Source organism: Shewanella sp. 4t3-1-2LB (genome assembly GCF_017368415.1).
GTDB lineage: Bacteria > Pseudomonadota > Gammaproteobacteria > Enterobacterales > Shewanellaceae > Shewanella > Shewanella fodinae.
In genome coordinates, this window is the sequence record NZ_JAFNJD010000001.1 from 171,747 (window position 1) to 193,660 (window position 21,914).

The 21,914-nt window shown below is 51.1% G+C and carries 12 protein-coding genes; 3 read left to right on the forward strand and 9 right to left on the reverse strand.

The window, feature by feature from the left end; genetic code table 11:
- The first annotated feature begins 301 nt into the window (after positions 1 to 301).
- Positions 302 to 1,939, forward strand: a complete 1,638-nt coding sequence (locus J3L11_RS00780; protein WP_207569698.1) for a lactate permease LctP family transporter — start codon at positions 302 to 304, stop codon at positions 1,937 to 1,939.
- A gap of 100 nt (positions 1,940 to 2,039) precedes the next feature.
- Here the strand turns inward: J3L11_RS00780 and J3L11_RS00785 are convergent, their stop codons facing one another.
- The 9 genes from J3L11_RS00785 to rmuC all read right to left on the reverse strand — a co-directional run bounded on the left by J3L11_RS00785 (position 2,040) and on the right by rmuC (position 20,083).
- Positions 2,040 to 3,056, reverse strand: a complete 1,017-nt coding sequence (locus J3L11_RS00785; RefSeq protein WP_207569699.1) for a D-alanine--D-alanine ligase — start codon at positions 3,054 to 3,056, stop codon at positions 2,040 to 2,042.
- A 223-nt stretch (positions 3,057 to 3,279) separates the two neighbouring features.
- Positions 3,280 to 5,268 carry an exodeoxyribonuclease V subunit alpha gene (gene recD / locus J3L11_RS00790; RefSeq protein WP_242695009.1) on the reverse strand — a complete coding sequence of 663 codons (1,989 nt, stop codon included), beginning with the start codon at positions 5,266 to 5,268 and terminating at the stop codon, positions 3,280 to 3,282.
- Positions 5,268 to 8,981, reverse strand: coding sequence for an exodeoxyribonuclease V subunit beta (recB, locus tag J3L11_RS00795; RefSeq protein WP_207569700.1), 3,714 nt, complete (start codon positions 8,979 to 8,981; stop codon positions 5,268 to 5,270). Before recB ends, recD begins: the two co-directional genes overlap by 1 nt.
- Positions 8,974 to 12,456, reverse strand: a complete 3,483-nt coding sequence (recC, locus tag J3L11_RS00800; protein WP_207569701.1) for an exodeoxyribonuclease V subunit gamma — start codon at positions 12,454 to 12,456, stop codon at positions 8,974 to 8,976. Before recC ends, recB begins: the two co-directional genes overlap by 8 nt.
- A gap of 120 nt (positions 12,457 to 12,576) precedes the next feature.
- Entirely contained in the window at positions 12,577 to 14,634 is a 2,058-nt protein-coding gene (locus J3L11_RS00805; RefSeq protein ID WP_207569702.1) for a DUF3488 and transglutaminase-like domain-containing protein, read from the reverse strand.
- Entirely contained in the window at positions 14,627 to 15,604 is a 978-nt protein-coding gene (locus tag J3L11_RS00810; RefSeq protein ID WP_242695010.1) for a DUF58 domain-containing protein, read from the reverse strand. Before J3L11_RS00810 ends, J3L11_RS00805 begins: the two co-directional genes overlap by 8 nt.
- Positions 15,605 to 15,610: 6 nt before the next feature.
- Positions 15,611 to 16,516, reverse strand: a complete 906-nt coding sequence (locus tag J3L11_RS00815) for an AAA family ATPase (protein ID WP_133039643.1) — start codon at positions 16,514 to 16,516, stop codon at positions 15,611 to 15,613.
- Between the two features lie 122 nt (positions 16,517 to 16,638).
- The gene (locus J3L11_RS00820; protein ID WP_207569703.1) at positions 16,639 to 18,561 is read right to left on the reverse strand and encodes a transglycosylase SLT domain-containing protein; all 1,923 of its coding nucleotides are present in this window, start codon (positions 18,559 to 18,561) and stop codon (positions 16,639 to 16,641) included.
- 37 nt (positions 18,562 to 18,598) lie between these two features.
- The gene (gene rmuC / locus J3L11_RS00825) at positions 18,599 to 20,083 is read right to left on the reverse strand and encodes a DNA recombination protein RmuC (protein ID WP_133039641.1); all 1,485 of its coding nucleotides are present in this window, start codon (positions 20,081 to 20,083) and stop codon (positions 18,599 to 18,601) included.
- A 204-nt stretch (positions 20,084 to 20,287) separates the two neighbouring features.
- Here rmuC and msrP point away from each other — a divergent pair, with 204 nt between their 5' ends.
- Positions 20,288 to 21,313 (forward strand): protein-methionine-sulfoxide reductase catalytic subunit MsrP, encoded by a 1,026-nt coding sequence (gene msrP, locus J3L11_RS00830; RefSeq protein WP_207569704.1) that lies wholly within the window; start codon positions 20,288 to 20,290, stop codon positions 21,311 to 21,313.
- The gene (gene msrQ, locus J3L11_RS00835) at positions 21,313 to 21,912 is read left to right on the forward strand and encodes a protein-methionine-sulfoxide reductase heme-binding subunit MsrQ (RefSeq protein WP_207569705.1); all 600 of its coding nucleotides are present in this window, start codon (positions 21,313 to 21,315) and stop codon (positions 21,910 to 21,912) included. Before msrP ends, msrQ begins: the two co-directional genes overlap by 1 nt.
- Positions 21,913 to 21,914 lie beyond the last annotated feature (2 nt).

Genomic DNA, 21,914 nt, shown 5'->3' on the forward strand with positions numbered 1-21,914 from the left:
CTGCAATTAATGCTGTGTTTGATGATTTTATTAAAGCAAACAAACAACTTAATGACACTTTCAAGAAGTCCAAATCGAGTGAAACTCACTATTTTTTAAACAATTTTCAATATGAATCTCTGTCACATTTGTAAAAATAATTAATGAGATATGCGTCACTTAATCGCTATATGAATATTACCTTAAAACATCTTCTCTCTAATATAAATGCCGGTGTTTCAAACAGTCAGCGCCATTTATGGTGACAAATGACTGAGCCACCTATAACAAAATATACTAAAGCACTTGGAGACTTATTCGTATGACCTGGACACAAACCTATGCGCCATTAGGCAGCTTATGGCTGTCAGCGTTGGTGGCATTATTGCCCATTGTTTTTTTCTTTCTGGCACTAACAGTGCTTAAGTTAAAGGGCCACATTGCGGGTGGCATCACACTACTGTTGGCATTATTGGTTGCAGTGCTGATGTATCAGATGCCGGTAACCATGGCGATTGCTTCAGCCGTCTATGGCTTTGCGTATGGTCTGTGGCCAATCGCGTGGATCATTATTACTGCGGTGTTTCTCTATAAAATCACCGTTAAGACCGGACAGTTTGAGATTATCCGTTCTTCGGTAACCTCTATTACCGAAGACCAACGGTTGCAGATGCTGCTGGTGGGGTTTTCGTTTGGTGCGTTTTTGGAGGGGGCTGCGGGGTTTGGGGCCCCGGTTGCGATCACTGCTGCGCTGTTAGTGGGGCTGGGTTTTAACCCATTATATGCCGCAGGTCTGTGTTTGATTGCCAATACTGCGCCGGTCGCGTTCGGTGCTATGGGTATCCCGATTATTGTGGCCGGGCAAGTGTCTTCGCTCGATCCTTATCATATTGGGCAGATCGCTGGCCGCCAGCTACCTTTGCTATCCGTTATTGTGCCTTTCTGGTTGATTGCCATGATGGACGGCATGCGCGGCATCCGTCAGACCTGGCCCGCTACGTTAGTAGCCGGGGGCTCATTTGCCATTACCCAGTTCCTGACTTCTAACTTTGTCGGCCCAGAATTGCCAGATATCACCTCAGCGTTGGTGAGTTTGATATGCTTAACGCTGTTCCTAAAAGTATGGCAACCCAAGGAAATTTTCACTTTTGCGGGTATGAAACCACGCAGTGCGGCAGCTAAGTCAGCCTATTCCAGCGGCCAGATCATCCGCGCCTGGATGCCGTTCATTATTTTAACTGTCATGGTGACCCTGTGGAGCATTAAGGCGATTTCAGGCTATTTGAACAGCGTTACCGTGTCGCTTGAGATCCCGGGATTACATAATTTAGTGATTAAGACTACGCCTATTGTGGCAAAGGATACCGCTTATGCGGCGATCTTTAAGTTCAACTTACTGAGTGCCGTGGGCTCCGCTATTTTGATAGCGGCAATGATCTCGATTGTCCTGCTGAAAATGTCAGTGAAAGATGCACTCAAAACCTTTGGCGAAACGCTGGTTGAGCTGAAATTCCCAATCATGTCTATCGGGTTTGTATTGGCGTTTGCCTTTGTCGCTAATTACTCCGGTTTGTCTTCTACTCTGGCGTTGTTGCTGGCGGGCAGTGGGGCAGCATTCCCATTCTTCTCACCATTCTTAGGCTGGCTTGGGGTATTCCTTACTGGCTCAGATACGTCATCTAATGCGCTGTTTGCATCCTTGCAGGCCAATACCGCACATCAGATTGGCGTAACTCCTGATTTGCTGGTGGCAGCTAATACCACCGGTGGTGTTACCGGGAAGATGATTTCCCCACAATCCATTGCCGTGGCGTGTGCCGCGACTGGTTTAGTTGGGCGGGAGTCTGAATTGTTCCGTTTCACACTGAAACACAGTCTGATTTTCTGTGGCTTCATCGGTTTTATCACTGTCATGCAAGCTTATGTTCTGCCTTGGACGCTGGTATTTTTCCACAAGTAATCGGTAATCATGTAGCAAACCACCGCTTCATGCGGTGGTTTTTTATGCCAATAGCGATGGTGAACAGCTTCTAATGAGTCAGCTGCCACTAACCGGCTAATTAGCCGATCTTTTTAGTCAACTGCCGCTGAATATTATCCAGCAGGTAAGTGGTAAAATCTTCGCCGTGGTTTGCCAGCATTTTCGGAAACATGGAGATTTTGGTTAGGCCAGGAAAGGTATTGATTTCATTCAGCAGAATTTCTCCTTCATCGCTGAGGAAAAAGTCGATGCGCGACAGGTGGCGTAGTTTCAGCCCCTTGAATGCCCGCACCGCATAGTCGCGGATGGTAGCAATTTGTGCCTCGGTAAGATTATCGGCTTCTACCTTGGTGGTGGCATGGCTGTTGTCGGCGTATTTCTCTTCATAAGTGTAGAAGGTGTTAGCAGCGCAGACAATTTCACCAGGACGTGTGGCGATCACTTCGCCCTGATATTCATAGACCGCAACTTCCAATTCCCGCGCGCGAATGGTTTTTTCGACGACAACATAAGGGGAATAACTAAAGGCGTCTTTCAGAGCTTCCGCGATCTTGGCGGCATCATCCACTTTGTAGCAACCTACCGATGAACCTTGTGACGCTGCTTTAATAAACAGTGATCCCCAGTTCTGCAATGCCTGCTGGCAGCGGGCGATAGCGTCATCGTCTGGTTGATTGACAAAAATGTACGGGGTGTTGGGAATACCGAGTGCGGTAAACCACATTTTGGCGGTAATCTTGTTAAAACAGTTGCTGCTGCCTTCAGATTCACAGCCAAAATAGGGCAGATTGATCAGGTTAAAATAGGATTGGATATCCCCGGTTTCACCTGGGTAACCATGAATACAGGGGATCACATAATCTACCGGCCAGCTTGGACTGTCGTCGTCAAAGCGTATCTCGCGGCGGTTGGTCAGCTCACACTTGCGACCGTCTTTGGTGTGATACTGGCCTTTGCCATTGAGTTCCAGCCACAGCAGATTAATGCCCGACACCTTGCTAAGACAGCTTTCAAAATAGCTGGCAGACAGCAGCGAAATAGCATGTTCGGCACCGCCACCGCCACATAATAATAAAAGATTGATCCCGTTCGTCATGGTTGTTCCTGTCACCGTCCTGATGAGATTCAGACACTAAATAATAGGGTGCTGGCCGCTATGATTGCGGCGCAGCCGATACGCCATTATCGCGCAGTTCGTGGCCCAGCGTTAGGCAGATCTGTGCGGTGAGTGTGATCCCGCTGAAAAAGCCAACAATATGTTACATCGTGGCAAACTATTTAGGCTAAAACTGCTGCAATTGTTGCTCTTGTCCCCACTGTCATTGCCATAATCGCTGTGCTAAGCCAGAGGCGCGGCGGGTGAGGCGACGGCTGGCGGCGGTAAATTCTCGGCTGTTTCCGAGACAAATAAATCGGCGTTTGGCGCGGGTGATGGCGGTATACAACAACTCCCGACTCAGCAACTGTAGCTGCGGGCCCCGAGGGTTTGTCGGTAACACTAAGGCAACACTGTCGAACTCACTACCTTGACTCTTATGTACTGTCATAGCGAAACAGGTGTCGTGACTGGGTAATCGTGCCGGTAACACTTTGAGCATGCTGCCGTCCGCGCGCTCAAACCAAGCCATCAACCGGTTATGCTGGCTGGCATCCGGCAAAATCAGTCCGATGTCGCCATTGAATAGCCCGAGGTTGTAATCGTTGCTACGGATGATTATCGGGCGGCCCGCATAGAATTCACTATGAGGTTTTAGCTTGCTCGTTAATGTTAATGCTCGAGTAATGGCGAGGTTGATGTTCTCAACGCCCGCGTCGCCACTGCGCATAGCGCACAACACCCGGAACTGATTGAAGGCTGCAAGGATCTGTTGCGGTTCAGCATGTTGCTGCATCAACGACAGATATACGCCATAACCTTGTTGGCATTGCGCTAATAGGCCTTTGAGGCCGTTGCCATCATCGTTGTGCTCATACCATTGCAGTTCCTGATAACCAGTACGCCAGATCTGGGTAATGGCTGCGGTATCTCCGTGATTCACCGCATTGGCCAGCAAACCGATGCCCGCATCATCCTCAAAGCGATGGCTATGGCGCAACATACATAAACTATCACCCAACGCTGATGCGCTTGCCTCGGCTGGTAACTGCTGCTGACACAGCTGACTTAACCGTAAGGCTTGCGCTTGGCTGTAGCGCATCTGCCAGTTATCACCTGATTTCAGGCCTTGACAGATATCTGCCAGTACCGCGCCGGCTTCTACTGAGGCTAATTGATCCTGGTCGCCTAACAGGATCAGGCGTGCATTATCGGGCAGCGCATCTAACAGTTTTGCCATTAAGGGCAAATCGACCATTGAGGCTTCGTCCACTATCAGCAGATCTAGCAGTAATGGATTGTCGTGATGATAACGAAAGCGACTGTCGCCGGGGATAACCCCTAATAAGCGATGAATCGTGGCCGCCTGTTCAGGGATCTGCTGCAAAGCCTGTTGTAAAGGTGCTAATGGGCCATTAAGTTGTGGTTGCAGCCTGGCTTTAGTGCTTTTGATCGATTCACTAAGCCGAGCAGCTGCCTTGCCGGTCGGCGCTACCAAACGGATGGATAATGTGGGTAACAATTGCAGTAACAGCAGCAGTACTTTGGTGACGGTGGTTGTTTTGCCGGTACCCGGCCCACCGGTAATCACCGCCAGTTGGCGGGTAAGAGCGGTTGCAGCCGCCACTTTTTGCCAGTCAATGGCTGCATCTGCTGTGGGGAATAAACCTTGCAGTAATGCAGCGCTGCTACGCATTAATTCGGCATTATGGTCTAAGCGGCGGGCAATCTCACTGTCACACGCCAGTTGCCGCAGTTTGCTCGCTACCTGCTGCTCATAGTGCCAGTAGCGCCGTAGATACAGACGTCCACTTTGTAACACTAACGGCCGATTATGGGGATCTTCGGTCTGTGCTGCGGCAACCCAGACCAACGAGGACTCGTTGAGTAGCTGCTCAATCTGCGGCACCAGCTGTGATTGGGAACAGTCAAAACGACAGGTGAGCGCTGCACTTTCTGGCTGTTGCCGCAGTTCCAAAGGGTTGTCGGCATCAATATGGGCGAGGGGCAGGCAACTGTGCTGCGCCGACAATTGCTTTGACAGTAACGCCAATAACAGCAACATGGCTGGGGGTTGTGGTGGTACTGCCAGTGCTGACAGCTGTAGCGCAAAGTGGCGATCCAAGGCGCTGACCGCCCCTTGCTGTTCAGCCTGTTGTAACAATTGTGGCATAGGTAGTGACGTGATAAGAGCCAACGACATGATCTCCATCAGCTTAACTCCAGACTGAACTGGCCGTGAGCATCTGCCTCGGCGGAAGCTTCTCCGACAAATAGCGTATCCAGTGCTTCGATTAACGCTTGTGGAGGCTTATCAAAATAGATACCCGCGCCCGGATATTGTGGCGACATGCCACGTAAAAACAGGTAGTAACAGCCACCGAAATCTCGTTGATATTGATAACCTGACAGCCGTTTACTCAGCAGTCGATGTAGTGCCAGGGTGTACAGCAGATACTGCAGATCGTAATGGTGCTCCAGCATTGCCTGTTGCAGATTATCACCGTGATAGCAATTGAAGTCATCGCCCAGATGGTTGGATTTATAGTCGGCAATGTACCAGCGTTCCTGATAGCTGAAGGTCAGATCAATAAAGCCTTTGAGCATTCCTCTTAGGGTATCGAAACTGAAATCTGCCTGATAACCGTATTGGGCCAGTAGTCGGTTGAGTGCTTGGCAACTGAGTTTACTGACTGGCAAATAAAACTCCATCTCGGCAACGATCGCTTGGGATGAAAGTTGCGCCAGCGATAATCCTGGATCTCGCTCGGCGGTACCGAGCGGTGCCGTCAAGATCTGTTGATACCAGTCCAGCAACAAAGGTAATTGGTCAGGGTTGATACCATATTGCAACATGGCATTGGGCAGCACCGCCTGCAGCGCGGCGATTTTATCGCCGGCATCAAAGTCCAGATCTTCCAGTACCTGATGCATAAAGGAACCGGCATTGGCGCCTTTTTCAAACAGAAACCTCGGGGCAGGGAGTTGCTCCGTTGTCATTATCTGACTCAACTGTGGATTGAACTGTTCATCGTCCATCCCCGGCGTTTGTGGTGGGCGTTCTGCTTCGTCCTTGGGTATTGCAGACCTGTCGTCATAGTTGCCGGTCTCTTTCACCAGACCGCTGTAACTCCCCACACGCCAAGGCAGTTGCTGTGGCATGGTCAATTTCAGCGGTGTAGCCGCCTGCGCTTGGCTATTCTGCGATGTCAGTACGCCACTGTATTTTGCCGCTGTTATTACGGCAACCGAAATAGCTTCCGATTGCAACGGTAGCAACTGCTGTTGTAGCTGGGCAAAGTCGATACTGCTATCGGTGAGGCCCAACAGGTAACCGATGGCTGTTTGCGGCAGGTGGCTCTTAATGCCGTTTTTTAACATAGTGCTGTGGTTAGCAATGGACAGATAACAGCGATAAATCGGTCGTGTCAGTGCCACGTACAATAACCGCAAATCTTCCGCCAGTTGCTCCTGCTTCTGTTGCTCTTTACCCGCATCCGATCTGTCTAGATCCCACCAAAGCTGCTGATCTTTATGATAAAGCAGCGGATCTGGCGTTCGGACGCTACCCGCCAAACTGATAAACGGCAGTAGACACACTGGATATTCCAGTCCCTTACTCTTATGAATGGTAACGATTTGTACCAGATTCTGTTCACTTTCCAGACGCAGTTGTTGCTCTTCGCCATTGGCAGCATCCAACAACTGTTGCTCAAACCAATAACGTAGCGCCGCCGGGCCATCGAGTTCGGCCGATTTTTGCTGCAATAATTCACAAAGGTGACGCAGATCGGTGAGCCGCCGCTCCCCATTCTGACCCGCCAGCAGCCGGTGGATTACGCCGGTATCCGCCGCCAGTTGCATAATGGCGGGCATAATACCTCTGACTAACCACACTTGATGCCAGCGCTCGCAGCGCTCTAGCCACAGCGCTCGGCTATCTTCTGACTGATTAAATTCGTGAATGGCGCCAATGCTTAATCCTAGCAGTTGGGTTGCCATGGCACTGCGTAGCGCCATTTCATCTCGCGGATTGGCTAGCGCCGTCAAAATCAGCGCCAGCTCGCGCGCTTCTAGTGTGGCAAAGACACTGTCTCGACTGAGAAATACCGCGCCAATCTGCCGTTTCGCCAGTGCATCCTTCATCATGGCGGCTTCTACATGATCGCGCACTAACACGGCAATATCGCGGGCGCGCAGCGGTCGTTGGTGCCCGCCATTAATCACTATCGCCTGCTCATTAAGCAGTGCCAGGATCTGTTCAGCGGCATCTTCGGCCAGCAGGCTGCGGCCAGTATCTTTGTTAAGTCCTTTGTTGGGATCTTCACTGAGCAGGCGGATCTGTAATGCGTGGTTATCGTGCTGGCTTTGCAGCTGTTTATGTTTGGCTTCTGGCGGTACGTTTACGGCTTCAAACAGAATTGTTTCACCGGCAAAAGGGGCGCTATGTTGGCTGAACAGGGTATTGACGGCACTGACCATCGCTTCAGCCGAGCGATAGTTGGTCCCAAGCGTATATTGTCCGTGGGTTTCGGTGCGGGCCGCCAGATAGGTATGGATGTCGCCACCGCGGAACCCATAAATGGCTTGCTTGGGATCGCCTATCATCAATAAGCCGCCAGTGCGTCCTGGGAACTCAAGCTCCTCGGATACCAGCGACAGACTAGCCGCATAGATACGAGAAAATATGGCAAATTGTAGCGGATCAGTATCTTGGAATTCATCAATCAGCGCGACTGGAAAGCGGCGGGCGATCTCTTTGGCTAATGTTTTACCGTCGGTAGCTGCCGCCGTCGGTACGGATGTTGGGTGCCCCAGCGCAAAAGCCAAGGTGGACAGCAGGTCATCCGGTGTCAGCATATTGCGGCGCGCCTTTTCGGCAGCAAAGCGCTGGCGGATATTGTCGCGAGCGAGGTATAGAAATGCCGGCAGTAGCTGGGTCTGCATGGCCAAAATACTGTCGATCAATGCTAGCACTGGGGCTTCAGCATCTGTAGGCGCCGGGGCGCTGGATTTATTCAGACTCAGACGCTGCAACGACAGTTTATCCAGTGCATTCGCCGGTGGCAGGTCATGATGGCTGCTAACCCAGCTATCCAACTGTTCAAAAGCCTCTACTAGCAGCGGATAGCCATCCTCTTTTTTGCCATAACGGCGACCATTAAGCGATAGCGCAAACAGTTGCTGCTGGATGGTCTGTCGTGCGGCGGGCCATTGGCGGTGCAGCTTTGCTAGCGCGGGTTTCAGTGCTGTTGCGATATGACTGAAGGCTGGCGGTGGTGGCGTTGCTATGGCTTCACGGTTGCCCAATAACGGTCGCAATTTTTGTTGCAGAGCATCGGGACCTGGCAGTTTTTCAAAGATGATCTGCGCTAGCATGCCGTCCAATGGGTAACAGGCTTCGCGCCAGAAATCGCGTACGGCATGATGCAGAAATTCGCTGTCATCCAGGGTAAATTCGGCATCAAACAGCAGTGACGATTCAAACGCCAGATCGCTGAGAACCCGCTGACAAAAACCATGAATGGTAAATATGGCGGCTTCATCGAGAGATTTCAGTGCCAGATCCAAGCGGCTGAGTGCCAACTGCCGCTGCTCGCTACTGAGCAATCCCAATATTTCCTTTATAAAAGGATCGCTTTCTGGCAACCCAAGACAAGCGCGATAAGCTTGACGGATCCGATTGCGGATACGTTCTCGCAGTTCTTCGGTAGCGGCGTTGGTAAAGGTTACCACCAATATTTGCTCGCAAGGCAGCGGTTCATGGATGCCTATGCCAAGTAACAGGCGCAGATATAGGCCGGAGATGGTATAGGTTTTTCCGGTGCCGGCACTGGCTTCAATCAGCTGCGCACCTTGCAGTGGCAAGGTTATGGCATTCAGCAGCTTGGGGGGAAGCGCTGGTGTTGGCTTGATTTCACTCATGTGTAGGCTCCTTGCCACCATTGGCAACAAATTCTGCCAGTTCATGCAGTTCTCCGCGCTGATAGCGGTTAACTAACGGGGATAGCAGCGTCAATGCCAGCATGCCAAAGCTGTTTTCGGTAAAACTATCAGGAAAACTGAAACAGCGTTGATAATGGGGCTCACTGCCTTCACCGGGTAGCAGATTGCCGTCTTTTCCTTGTCGATCATCCCATGCAGCTTTGGCTTCTTCCAGCCGTTCGCCATGGGTCTGGCCGTCACTCATGGCATAAGCTAGCGAAGTCTGTGGCATAAATGGCAACGGCTGAGACTGACCCTCGGCAAAGGTGCGTAGCCACAGCAGTAACTGTTGTTTGGCTTCTGTGTTTGTCATGGGTGCCAATGCATGAAAGTTCCCCATATCCAGCAGGAAGCTATAACGTTGCCAGCCACTGGCATTGAGTGCCAGATGCCGGAGATATAAGCGCACAATATCTCGGCCTTTGGCGCCGCCGGGGCGACAGCTGATCAACCCTTTAGCGCTGATATCATCCAACCGCCCGTGCAGACGACAAGCTAATTCTGGAAACGGCAGATCCACCGTCAATGTTTGCTGCTGCTCACCACGCAGGTACAGGGTACGGTCCAATAACGGTGCGACATCCTGTTGGTATCGGCCCAGTAATAGGTCATCAAATGGTTTGTTGGGTAACTGGCCGCTGGCTTTGAGCCGGGCGGTCAGTGTCGTTGAGCGGATACCATCGTGTTTCAGTGCATCCTGTACCATGAGCAACTGTAGTTGATAACGTTGCAGGGCATTGAGTGTAAACGGCTCGTCATTGTCATCCGCATTAAGATCCAGACCGAGATCCAGCTTGAGACAACGATTGAAAAAATACTGCGCCGGATTGCGGAAAAAACGTATCAATGCCTGCAGTTCGATGATCTGTGGCGCGGCACTATCTTCACTTGTCGCATCTGACAAGGGTAACGGTGTGCCAACAAGAAAATCTTCCGTGACGGCGGCATCTGGCTGTGGGCACCATTGCAGCGAAAACGACGGCGTAAATGGCACGCTGGCGGGCTGGGTTAATAATGCTGGCTGGTACAATGCGGCATCAAACGGTTGTAACGGTTGCTGTTTGACCAGCATATGCATCAAGCGAGCTTCCAACTGTTGCAGCGTGTTGGCATTTAGCGGCGAGCCTTGTAACGACGCTACCAGTGTCTCAGGTAGGCAAGTGAGCTGGCAATATTCCAGCAGTTCGGCCACCAGCATCGAAGGATTACGAGGACTGTTGTCGCGCTGAGAACGGCCGATGTAGCTGATATATAACTGCCGCCTGGCAGAAAGCAATGCTTCCAGAAACAGATAGCGGTCGTCCAGCCGTCGCGAACGGTCTCCGCGGCGTGGCGCTTGTTGCGCCATGAGATCAAATCCGACCGGATGTTGTACCCGTGGATAAATGCCATCATTCATTCCCAGCAAACACACGACTTGGAACGGAATGGAGCGCATTGGCATGAGTGTACAGAAGTTGACGGCCCCGGCGAGATAACGCTGGCCAACGCGGGATTCTTCTAACTGGGAACGGAACCACTGTAACAGCAGTTGTTGTTCTAGCTCACCGTCAAATCCTGCGTTCGATAATTCTGATGCAAGCTTAGCTATGGCATTATGAATTGCCATTAATGCCTCAGTATCACTGTCTTCTTCTGGTGCATAAAATTGCAAACAAAACTCTGACAGTTGCTGAATTCTAACTGCGGCGGGTTGGGCAATGGACAATGCTTTTGCCGTATTATCCAAAGCTTCAATAAAATTTAGTAGTTTGCCGAGTGCTTGCGCCGCTTGCCCTTCAACGCCTGCAACTGGCAGATGACCGCTGAACAGATCGCTATCATCTTCTAGGGCATAACCTAGGATCAAGCGCCTTACGCCTTCGGCCCATGAGTTCTGCTCAAAGGCTGGTACATGTTGCTGCTGCCGTGCCGTGCCACTACGACCCCAGCGCACACCGGCCTGTTCCAACCACTGACGGATCTGCGAGAGAGCTTCTTCATCCAGCCCAAATCGTTTTAGGGTGGCCGGCAGTTCCAGCAGTGTCAGCACCTCGGTCAGCGCAAAACGGCTGTTATTGATATCCAGCAATTGCAGGAAGCTACTGATCAACGGGGATTCTTGGCTGGCACCGCGATCGGCAATCGCGTAAGGAATGTAATACTGGCCTTCGCGACGAGAAAATACCGCATCAATATAAGGCGCATAAGCGGCCACATCAGGCATCATCACCACGATATCTTTCGCCGATAACTGGGGCTCGCGCGCGAATAACCACTGCAGATGGTCGTGCAGTGTTTCGACTTCACGCAGTGGTGAATGGCAACTGCGTAGTGTGATAGAGTCGTCATCAGCGCGCAGTATTCGGCGGCCTTCAAGCGACAGATACAACTCACTGTCGGGGCCAAGCAAGCGGCCGCGAGTCTCCATCTCCAGAATATCTTGTTGTAATCCCTGTAGCAGGTTAGCGTTGCCTGCGGGGTAAAACAGGTCATCGCCCAACGCGATATCTTCTGGGGGCAATTCCAGCAATAGATCCAACAGATCGCGGCCGAGTTTACCGTTGTTAGCTAATAGGGGATTGCCAACAATCAAACTGTCTTGCCAGTTTTCCGGCAATTGGCGTTTTTCACTGTAGGCGAGATTAATGCGCGCGCGTGTCTTGGGATTAACGATATCGCCCCAGTAATGTTGACAGGGACTGAGACTGAAAACTGTCACATCCAAACGGTGCCCCAGTGCCTGCAGTACCGATAACATCTGTGGCGGCATGGACGAGATACCAAAGACAAACAACCGTGCGGGTAACTGCGGTAGTGCTTGTTGGTCATCGCGCAGAATAGAGACCAGTGCTTGATGCAAGTTAGCGCGGTGATAGCCGCTGAGTCCGAGTTGTTGGTTGCGCTGGCGCAGTTGTCGCCATAACTGCGGTTGCCATTGCTGCTCGTCATTTAGCGGAAACGGCAGTTGCTCGGCTTCCCAAGCCGCAATCCAATCGGGTCGGTACACCAAATACTGGTCAAAAATATCGGCAATGCGCGCCGCCAGTTGAAACTGCTTCAATGGTAATTGTTTGCTATCGTCGCCCAGATAACGTTGTAGTGGTGCGTATAGCGGTTCACCCATGAGTGTGGGTAATAATCCCAGCAACTTCCAGGTCATGGCTTCCTTGGTGAACGCGTTCTCTTTCGGCACGTCAGGCAGTAATTGATGACACAAATCCCAGACGAAACTAGACGGCAGCGGAAAATTCAGCGCTGCTGCAATACCGTTATGCTTGGCAATTTCTAGCCGCAACCAGGTGGACATCCCAGGGCTTTGCACCAGGATTTGCTCCTCGGTCAAAGGTGACTGGCCTGCAATTGGCGTACGTAACTGGTCGGCGAGGGCAGCCGACAATAACTCCATTTTGTTGGATTGGATCAGTGTAAACATGCGATTCCTGATCGATGGCCTTCAGTGGCGGATGTCCGCTATTCTAAATAGCTGATTTGGAATGTGCCACTGTTGATCGCTCGGCTTGCGACGCCTGAGGGCGATAAAAGTGATGGCTGCTTAGCGGTTGGTCGCTGACAGTGTTGCTGGCGTGGACTCTGCAGCCGCTCGCGGTGCAGTGCGCAGCAGTTGTAACCACAGCTGAGCGGTGAGCCGATGGAACCGTTTGGCGGTAATACGTTGCGTTACGGGCGACAGTTTTGCGTATTTAAGTTGCAGATATAATTCTCGCCACTCGGTGAGCGGCGTTTGTTGCTCCGGCCAATGCTGGATCAACTGTTGAATATAATCTTTAGGGCCACATCCGGTGGCGCGAATAACGCCTTTTCGCGCGGCCAGGCGGCTTATGTGCTGGAAGTCTCGGTCCAGTTGGGGTTGGCGTGTGGGCAATGCAATTAAACCGGCACTGTAGCCGATAATGATAAATATCAGGGTCATGACCCCTAAGACCAGAAATGCAATGCGAGTGGTGGTGATTTCACCTAATAGTCCGCGAAGTACCTGCTGCTGTCGTTCACCATTAAAACCTAAGACCCAGACGGTCCAGTAATAGTCGAGACTCGCCAACCGAAGCCGCAATTGATTATACCAAGCACTGCTGCGAATACCGGAAAAAGCCGTACCAGCGAGGTAACTGTCCTGAGGCGCAAACAGGCTATCAAACCCTTGCTCAATACGTTGTGGCGCAATCATGGCGGTAGGGTCAAAGCGCACCCAACCACGGTCAGCCAGCCACACTTCACTCCAGGCGTGGGCCATGTATTGATAAACGCTCAGATACCCCGCATCAGCATTGAATTCTCCCCCCTGATAGCCAGTGACCAGCCGGGCAGGCACCCCGCTGGCGCGGGCCATAAAGGTAAATGCCGAAGCGTAATGCGCGCAAAAACCAGCACGGGTTTCAAACAGAAAATCGTCCAACTGTTGCGGGCCGGTCACCGGTGGTGTCAGCGTATAGAAAAACGGCTGTTGATTGAAATAGCGCATCATGGCGTCGAGACGTGGTTCTGGCTGCGGATATGCAGTAACAAATTGCTGTGCTAAGGCTCGGGTGCGGGGATTCACTGATGAGGGCAATGCCAGATTGCGCTCGCGCTCGGCGTCGCTCAACGGCTCCTCATGTAATGGGGCATCAACATACTGTTGTACCCGATACTGAAATTTTTGCTGTAACGGCCGGCCAGCATATAACCGATAGTCAGGCAGATTAAATACGCCTTGGGTATCACTGAATGCATTGCCTATGGCAAACAGCCACTGCTGACCGGAGCCTTCGGCAATGACACGATAACTGCGGCTATTGCCTTTTGGGGGAGTTCTGTTGGGCTTCAACAGATTGACCTTATGTTGCAATGCCTTGGTGGTTGGCGCTTGTCGCCAGTGTTTACCGTCGAAATCTTCCAGTACGAGTGCTCGCCAGTACAATGCCTGTGGCGGCGGAACTGGGCCGTCAAAGGTGGCGCGAAAGGTTAGATCCGACGAGCGGGTCAATCGCGAAATATCGCCAAAGCCCACTTCATCCGTTAATCCGGTACTGGCTGATTTTAATTGTGGCACCATCCATAATGGGGCAAATCTTGGCATGACGATAAATAGCAATAAGGTGAGTGGCAGGCTTTGCAGCAGCAGTTTGACGGTAAGCCAGCTTTGTGTGGCGGCGGAGCAATCGTCACGGTAAAGGCTAACCAGTGTGAGCGTATTGATAGCGGTGACGGGGAGCAGCAGTAACACATTACCCATGCCTTGATGATCGATAAACGTCAGCGCAATGAGGAAATATCCCGCCAGAATGATCGCCAGAACGTCACGCCGTATTCTGGCTTCTATGTACTTTAACGCGTACCCCAAGATCAGCAGATTAATCAGTGCGTTCAGTAAGCCCATTTCGCGGCTCACCAAGGCGAGTGTTATTGCCGCAGACAGCGCCAGTAGGGTGACCAGCAGTCGTGGAGGCCGTGAGACTTTCCCAAGATATATGCCTAAACGCCAGATGAAGCAGATAGCGCAGATCCCAAGCGTCGCCACGGTGATCTTGTCATACAGCGGCAACAGCACGGCAATATTGGTCAGCAGCAACCAAAATAGGGTGCGACGGCTAAGATGATCGCTGCTATTCATCTTTTGACTCCGGTGCTGGTTGATACAGCGCCAATGCTGCCAAACAGCTGCGTCGATGTGGCTCCCCCGCCGACGGTGTTATCACCTGATGCGCCAGTTTTAAGCCCCAACTCCGTTGTTGGCGAGCTAGAATATCCACCTGCCAACAGAGTTGTTGCAGGGCCTGTTCTAACTGAATGGCATTGAGTGCTGGGGCAAGCTGCAGCCACACCGGTTGACCTTGTGGATCGGCAAACTCCTTGAATAACATTCCACGGCCCTGAGCATACTGCTTCCAGGCTACCTGCTTTAGCGATTCACCTGGGTGCCATGATTTAAGACCGCTAAACTCATCTATCCCTGGCTGGTGGTGCTGTGAGTGAACCCCGTCATCGCTATATCCCTGCAACTGCAGCGGTGACTGTCGCAATGCCGGATATACCAATATGCGGTTATCCAGATCAACCCACGACCAGACGCGGCACAGCCCCAGCGGAAAGCGCGATTCTATCAATAACCTTCCTGGTGTCAGCCAGCCGCGAGTGCTGGTCGTTACCGGCAATACAATGATTTGCGGCTGCGATGATATCTGTGACGCGGTCATCATCTGGCCCGCAGGGTAGCCCAATTGTACTTGATACAGCTGGCTATCGGCCGATACCTTCAGTGGTATGGCAACGGTGTCACCGGCATAGACTTCGGTGGGCGGTAAGGCATGAATGCACAGTCCTGCCAGATTACGGTAGCTATGGAGAATAGCGCTAACGAAGACACTGGCGAGTAATAAACTCAGTCCGATCACCAAATTGTTCTGATAGTTAGTACCAAACAAAAACAGCAGTAGGGTCAGTAGTAACCACATTAAGCCAAAGCCGCTGGGCAGGATGAAGATGCTGCGATGACTCAAGCGCTGCCGTGGACCCGCCGGGATGCGCCTGGATAACCATTGGTGTAGCCAGCGTCGCATAAATGGGGGAGAGGCGGTCATCATCACGGCTTACCGGATCGGATTAATGGTGCTGAGTAGCCGCAGCGAAAGTTGTTCACCTTGTTGCTGATTGGACTGACGTAATCTGTGTTCGGCAACGGCGACAAAGATCGCTTGAACATCTTCTGGCACCAGATACTGCCTACCATGAATAAACGCCCAGGCTCTGGCAGCAGCGAGCAATGCTTTGGCTGCTCGGGGAGATAATCCATAGCCTTCATTCAACTCGCGTGAACCTTCTACCAGCGCCAGAATATATGCCAGCAGCGCATCTGATGCGGCAACTTGATCGCACTGTTGTTGCAGCTGTGTCAACTCCATCGCACTCAGGCATTGCGGCAGCGGTAGTGATTTATCGTGACTGCTTTTCAGCATTTTTAATTCCGCGTCCTGACTGGGATAGCCAATCGATAATCGCATCATAAATCGATCAAGCTGCGATTCTGGCAACGGAAATGTGCCGGACTGTTCACTGGGGTTTTGGGTGGCAACCACAAAAAATGGCCGAGGTAACAGGTGCGTAATACCGTCTATGGTGATCTGTTGTTCTGCCATCGCCTCTAACAGCGCACTTTGGGTCTTGGGGCTGGCGCGGTTAATTTCATCAGCGAGCACCATCTGCCGAAAAATGGGACCAGGATGAAACACGAATTCCGCCTGCTGTTTATCGAAGATAGAGACCCCGAGAATATCGGCTGGAAGCATGTCACTGGTGAACTGAATGCGCTGATAACTGAGGCCAAGTGTTTGTGCTAGCGCCTGCGATAAGGTGGTTTTGCCCATGCCAGGCAAATCTTCTATCAGTAAATGACCACGAGCCAGAATGCAGGCTAGTGCCATGCGGATCACCCGCGGTTTGCCTATCAACACCTGTTGCAGTTGCTGCAGTGCCTGCTCGATAACGGCTTGTGGCATAACTTTCCTTTTAAATTCGCCGACAACTGTTATCAAGGTAATCGCTGTGCGCGCCAGTGCCAAGTCAGAACCGCATATTTATCCGGCGACGGGATTATTGCTATGACATTACAACTGCAGCATCAGTAGTGATATTGCATTTCCTCGCGGCTGAAGAATGGGAGTTTTTGCTGTTGTTTTCGTTCATAAATAGCCCGATAGGTAAAGACTGCCTGAACGTATTCTCGGGTTTCAGTAAAAGGAATCACCTCTACGAACGTCATCAGATCGAGTTTGCCCTGGCTGTCTTTTAGCCATTGACTGACCCGGGACGGCCCCGCGTTATAAGCGGCGGCAGCGAGGATCCTATTGCCCTTAAATTGCTGCAATAACTGGCTGTAATAGGCACTACCCAACGGAATATTGATTTCCGGCTGATACAGACTTTTGACCCCATCGTACGGCAATTTGTATTTTTTGGCGGTACGAGCTGCTGTGCCGGGCATTAGCTGCATAAAGCCACGGGCACCAGCCCCTGAGGTGGCATAGGGGTTATAGGCGCTTTCCCGGCGAGAGATGGCTCGCAATTCGTTCACTGATGCACCAAATTTTTTGCCAGCTTTGTCGAAACTTTGTTGCTCTGGAAACGGGAAGCGCATGGCCATATCGTCCCACAAACGGGCGGTGATACTGGTATCTACGGCAAGGGCTTCCCAACCTTGCTGCAAGGCATACAGACCGTACTGTGCCTGCATCTGCCGATTATGGCGTTGCAGCAACAAGCTCCATTCTGGTTTGGCGTCGAGCCATTTGTCGAGAACCATGAGTTCTTGAACCCGTGCCAATCCCGGATCGTCAGCCAAGCGTGCCTGCAGATTATCCTGATTAACGGTTGGGTCATGGGCCAGATTTAGCGGTTTCCCCAGCTCATTGGCCACTGCAAAGCCGTAAAAATTACGTTGCTCAGCAATTTTGGCGTAGGTGGCATCATCCACAAGGCCAAACCTGTGTTGCCAATATTGCCAGCGGGCATCATTTCGGGATTCGTCACTGAGGAGTGGCAGCAGTTTTTTCACCATTGCACTATCTTGCTCGGCCAAAGCCCAACGTAACCGCCGTTCGGTGAGATCGTCCGAACGTAGTAACGGCAACATGGTATCGACAACATCCCGTAAACCATCTTCCCGTTTCAGCAGGGCATACCACACCAGATAACGATTTAGTTTACGACCATCGTCGTCATTAAAACGGCCCGCTTTCTGATACTTGGCATACAGAGAGAAAGCCTGCTTGAGATCTTTTGCCGCCAAACGTTTTAGCCCGGCAGCCACAATATCGCCATAGATAGCGGCATGACCGCTGAAGGCGCGGCTATGGCGTAGCGTGCGTGGATCGCGGTAAACATCTAACAGTAACTGCGCTTGCGCTTTATGCTGGGTGATTTTCTGCGCTAGAAAACTCAGTAGGCCGGTTTCACCTTCATCAAAACTCAGTAACATGCGTGACCAGATCAATTCCTGACTACGTAATCCGGCATGAGTCCATGCCGTGAGCAGTTGATCACAAGCTTTAGGCAGTGAATGCCCGGTCAACCACAGGTTTTCGGCACCTTTATAAGCTTCTGTGGTCGCACCTTCGCTTAATTTTGCGCGATAGTAATAACACTGCAGATCGGTCGCCCGCGGCAGATCCGGCGATACAGCCAGAAAATCCTGCCAACGCTTATCATCGCCAGCTTGCAGCAAATAACGGTGTCTGGCCATATCGTAAAGTGGCGAGGTGATAAAGGGTTGCATAGCGGCATAGGCCTGCTTGCCGTGCATTTTCAGAATAGTGTCGAGATTTGCATTGAAGTCCAGGTAGATAACCAGCGGATAGTTGTCTAACTGACGTCGTAACTTCTGATAGGTCTCCAACTGGTTGTTCTTTAGCGCGTCTCTGGCATCCAGATACTGCTGCCGCTGTTTTTTATAGTCATTGGCCGCGGTGACAGTGGTGGAAAATACCAGCAGCAGGGCGCTGACAGCCACGGTCAGCAAACGCCTTTTGCGCCAAATCACAGACATATATGCTCCTACTGTTGAATCCCACTACCGCTAAAATCTAGGATTCGTTCACCGCTTTTCTGGCGGCATCCAAATGTTCAATCTTCTCTTCGCTTTCAGCTTCGCTACTTAAAGCCTTGTCCAACAACTTGCTATCTAGCTGCTTGCTGGTTTCTGCTCCCAGCTGTTTTATCTGGTGGGCTTGTTGGATCAAATTGCCGCGACCACTCGTAAGCTTACCCATGGCCCCTGTAAAACATTTGTCGGCACTGGACAGTGCACGGCCGAGTTTGTCCATGTCTTCAACGAATCCACACAGTTTATCGTAGATTTTGCCAGCTTGACGGGCAATACGCTGCGCGTGCTGATTCTGGTATTCATAGCGCCAGATATTATTGATCGTTCTGAGTGCCACCAACAGATTGGTTGGGCTGACCAGCATAATATTATTTTCCAAGGCATAGTTGATGAGCTGCGGCTCCTGTTCCAATGCCAGTAAAAAAGCTGGTTCCAGTGGAATAAACATCAACACATAGTCCAAACTCTTGAGCCCATGCAATTTCTGATAGTCTTTTTGCCCCAGTCCTTTGATATGGGCGCGCAGCGAATTGACATGTTCTTTGGCTGCCAGCAGTTTTTCCTCGTCCGAGTCAGCATTGAAATAGCGTTCATAGGCTAGCAATGACATCTTGGAGTCAATTACCACATCTTTTTCATCGGGCAGGTGGACTATCACATCCGGTTTGAAATGTTTGCCACTATCGTTTTGCAAATCTTGTTGAATATCGTACTCGTGACCTGCACGCAGGCCACTTTCAGACAGCACCCGCTCCAGGATCACTTCGCCCCAGTTTCCCTGCTGCTTGTTGTCACCTTTAAGGGCGCGGGTCAGGTTGACAGCATCTTCACTCATGCGTTGATTGAGCTGCTTCAACTCTTCTAGTTGATGCTTGAGTGAGAAACGCTCAGCCTGTTCCTTTGAATATGATTCACTAATTTGTTGCCTAAAACCTTCCAGTTGTTGCTTGAGTGGTGCAACAAATCCTTCCATTTGTTGAGCATTCTGCGATTGCAGTTTAGTGCTCTTATCATCAAATATTTTGTTTGCAAGGTTTTCAAATTGTGTTTTTAAACGAGATTCACTGCTCTCCAGCAACGCGAGCTTGTCGTTTAGTGCCTGCTGTTCTGCCTCAAACCGGGCACTGAGTGTCTGTTGCATCGCATTGGATTTAGACAAGTTCAGCTGTGTTTCCATCAGTTTATGTTGAGTGTCTTTAAGCAATTGTTCCAGCACTGGTACTCTTTCGGCTCTGGCTTGTGCCATCCCCAGATCACTGGTCTGTTGCTGCAGCCGTTCTTGGGCCGCCAGTAGTTGCTGCGCTAATTGTTGCAACTGCTGCTGGTACAGCTCATCGGCGGTTTGTAGCAGCAGTGCTTGGCGGCGCTTGGTTTGCCAGACACACAGTAATCCGCTAACGACTACCGCAGCTAAAAGCCAGATGAGAGAGATTCTAGGTGCCAAAAGTTCATTGACCAAATCCATGCCATTTTTCCTGTTACGCACGTTTTGCCAACTAGGGTCGCACGGATAGATGTTGCCTTCAAGGCCTTGCTGTCACTGGATTTGCCAGCTGCTTAAGGCTTGTACTTTGGGGTACGATACCCGGTATTTCAGCAATTGCCCATGCAACCGAAAGGCGTTACTGTTGTCTAATGAAAATCCATTATTGCTTGAGTGGCATTATCTATGAATCGCAAGTTTATCAAGGGGATTTTGCACCGACCCCGTTGGGAACTGCCGCAATCTGAAGTAACACCCGAAGCGGTATTTCGGGAGCGACGACGCATAACGGCAATGTTGGGGTTTGGCAGTATTGCCGCAAGTCTGCCCGGCTATGTTCAAGCTGGAATATTCGATTTGTTTGGTGAACCGCAGGCTTTGGCTCCCACTCGCCAGCTTAATTTCACCGCGGACCAACAATATCAGACGTCAGAAACTCAGACGCCTTACGATAAGGTTATTCGTCACAATAACTTCTATGAGTTTGGGACGGGTAAGCAAGATCCGTTTGAAAATGCGCAAAAGTTTAAAGTCGATCCTTGGTCATTGACGATTGATGGCCTAGTCGATAAGCCGTTGACACTGGGATATGACGACCTATACAAACTGCTGCCATTGGAACAACGTACATATCGTTTACGCTGTGTTGAGGCCTGGTCGATGGTTATTCCTTGGGTGGGATTTCCATTGGCAGCATTGCTAAAGAAAGTGGGCGTCAGCAGTAAGGCAACTCACGTGGCTTTTGAAACACTGTTTGATCCAGAGCAGATGCCGGGGCAGCGTAACCCGTTGATGGGAGGTGGTATTCATTACCCTTATGTAGAAGGTTTGCGTTTGGACGAGGCTACCAATGAACTGACGTTTATGGCGGTCGGGCTATATGATAAAACCTTGTCGCCCCAAAGCGGTGCGCCTATCAGATTAGTGGTGCCTTGGAAGTACGGATTTAAGAGTATTAAGTCGGTGGTGCGGATCCGGCTGGTAGATAAGCAGCCGCCATCCAGTTGGAATCAACTGGTACCCCATGAATATGGCTTCTATGCCAATGTGAATCCGCAGGTCGATCATCCGCGATGGTCGCAGGCCAGTGAACGGCGGATCGCAGAAGGCGGTCTGTTTAATGCCAAGCGCATCCCGACTTTGCCGTTCAACGGCTACGCAGAGCAGGTGGCTGCGATGTATCAAGGGATGGATCTGAGGAAATTTTTCTGATGTGGCGTATCTCCAGACGGCAATTGTTTTGGTGCAAAACACTATTACATGTTGCCGCCGCTTTGCCTTTGCTGTGGTTATTCTTGGCGGTGAATAGCGATGCCGCTGGCGGCGATCCGGTGCAATATATCATTCATTTTTTAGGTAAAGGTGCGCTCAATCTGTTACTGCTGACGCTGTTGGTTTCACCGATGGCGCGATGGAGCAAACAAGGGATGTTGATGCAGCTGCGTCGGCCGTTGGGGTTGTGGGTTTTTGCTTATGCTTGCTTGCATCTGGCGGCGTATTTCAGCCTCGATCTGTTGTTTGCTTGGCAATTATTACTGCAGGAAGTTGTGAAGCGCCCCTATATTGTGGTGGGTGCTAGTGCTTGGTTAATCCTGTTGTCGCTGGCACTGACTTCCTTTAAAGCGGCACAGCGTAGGATGGGCCGGCACTGGCAACAGTTACATTATGCCGTGTATCCTGCCGTGATACTGGTGGTGGTGCATTATTACTGGTCGGTAAAATCAGAGATTATCGAGCCCAGTATTTATATTATGCTGGCACTGCTGTTGCTGTCACTGCGGTTAAAACCGCTAACCGTGCACCGGGGCTGAGT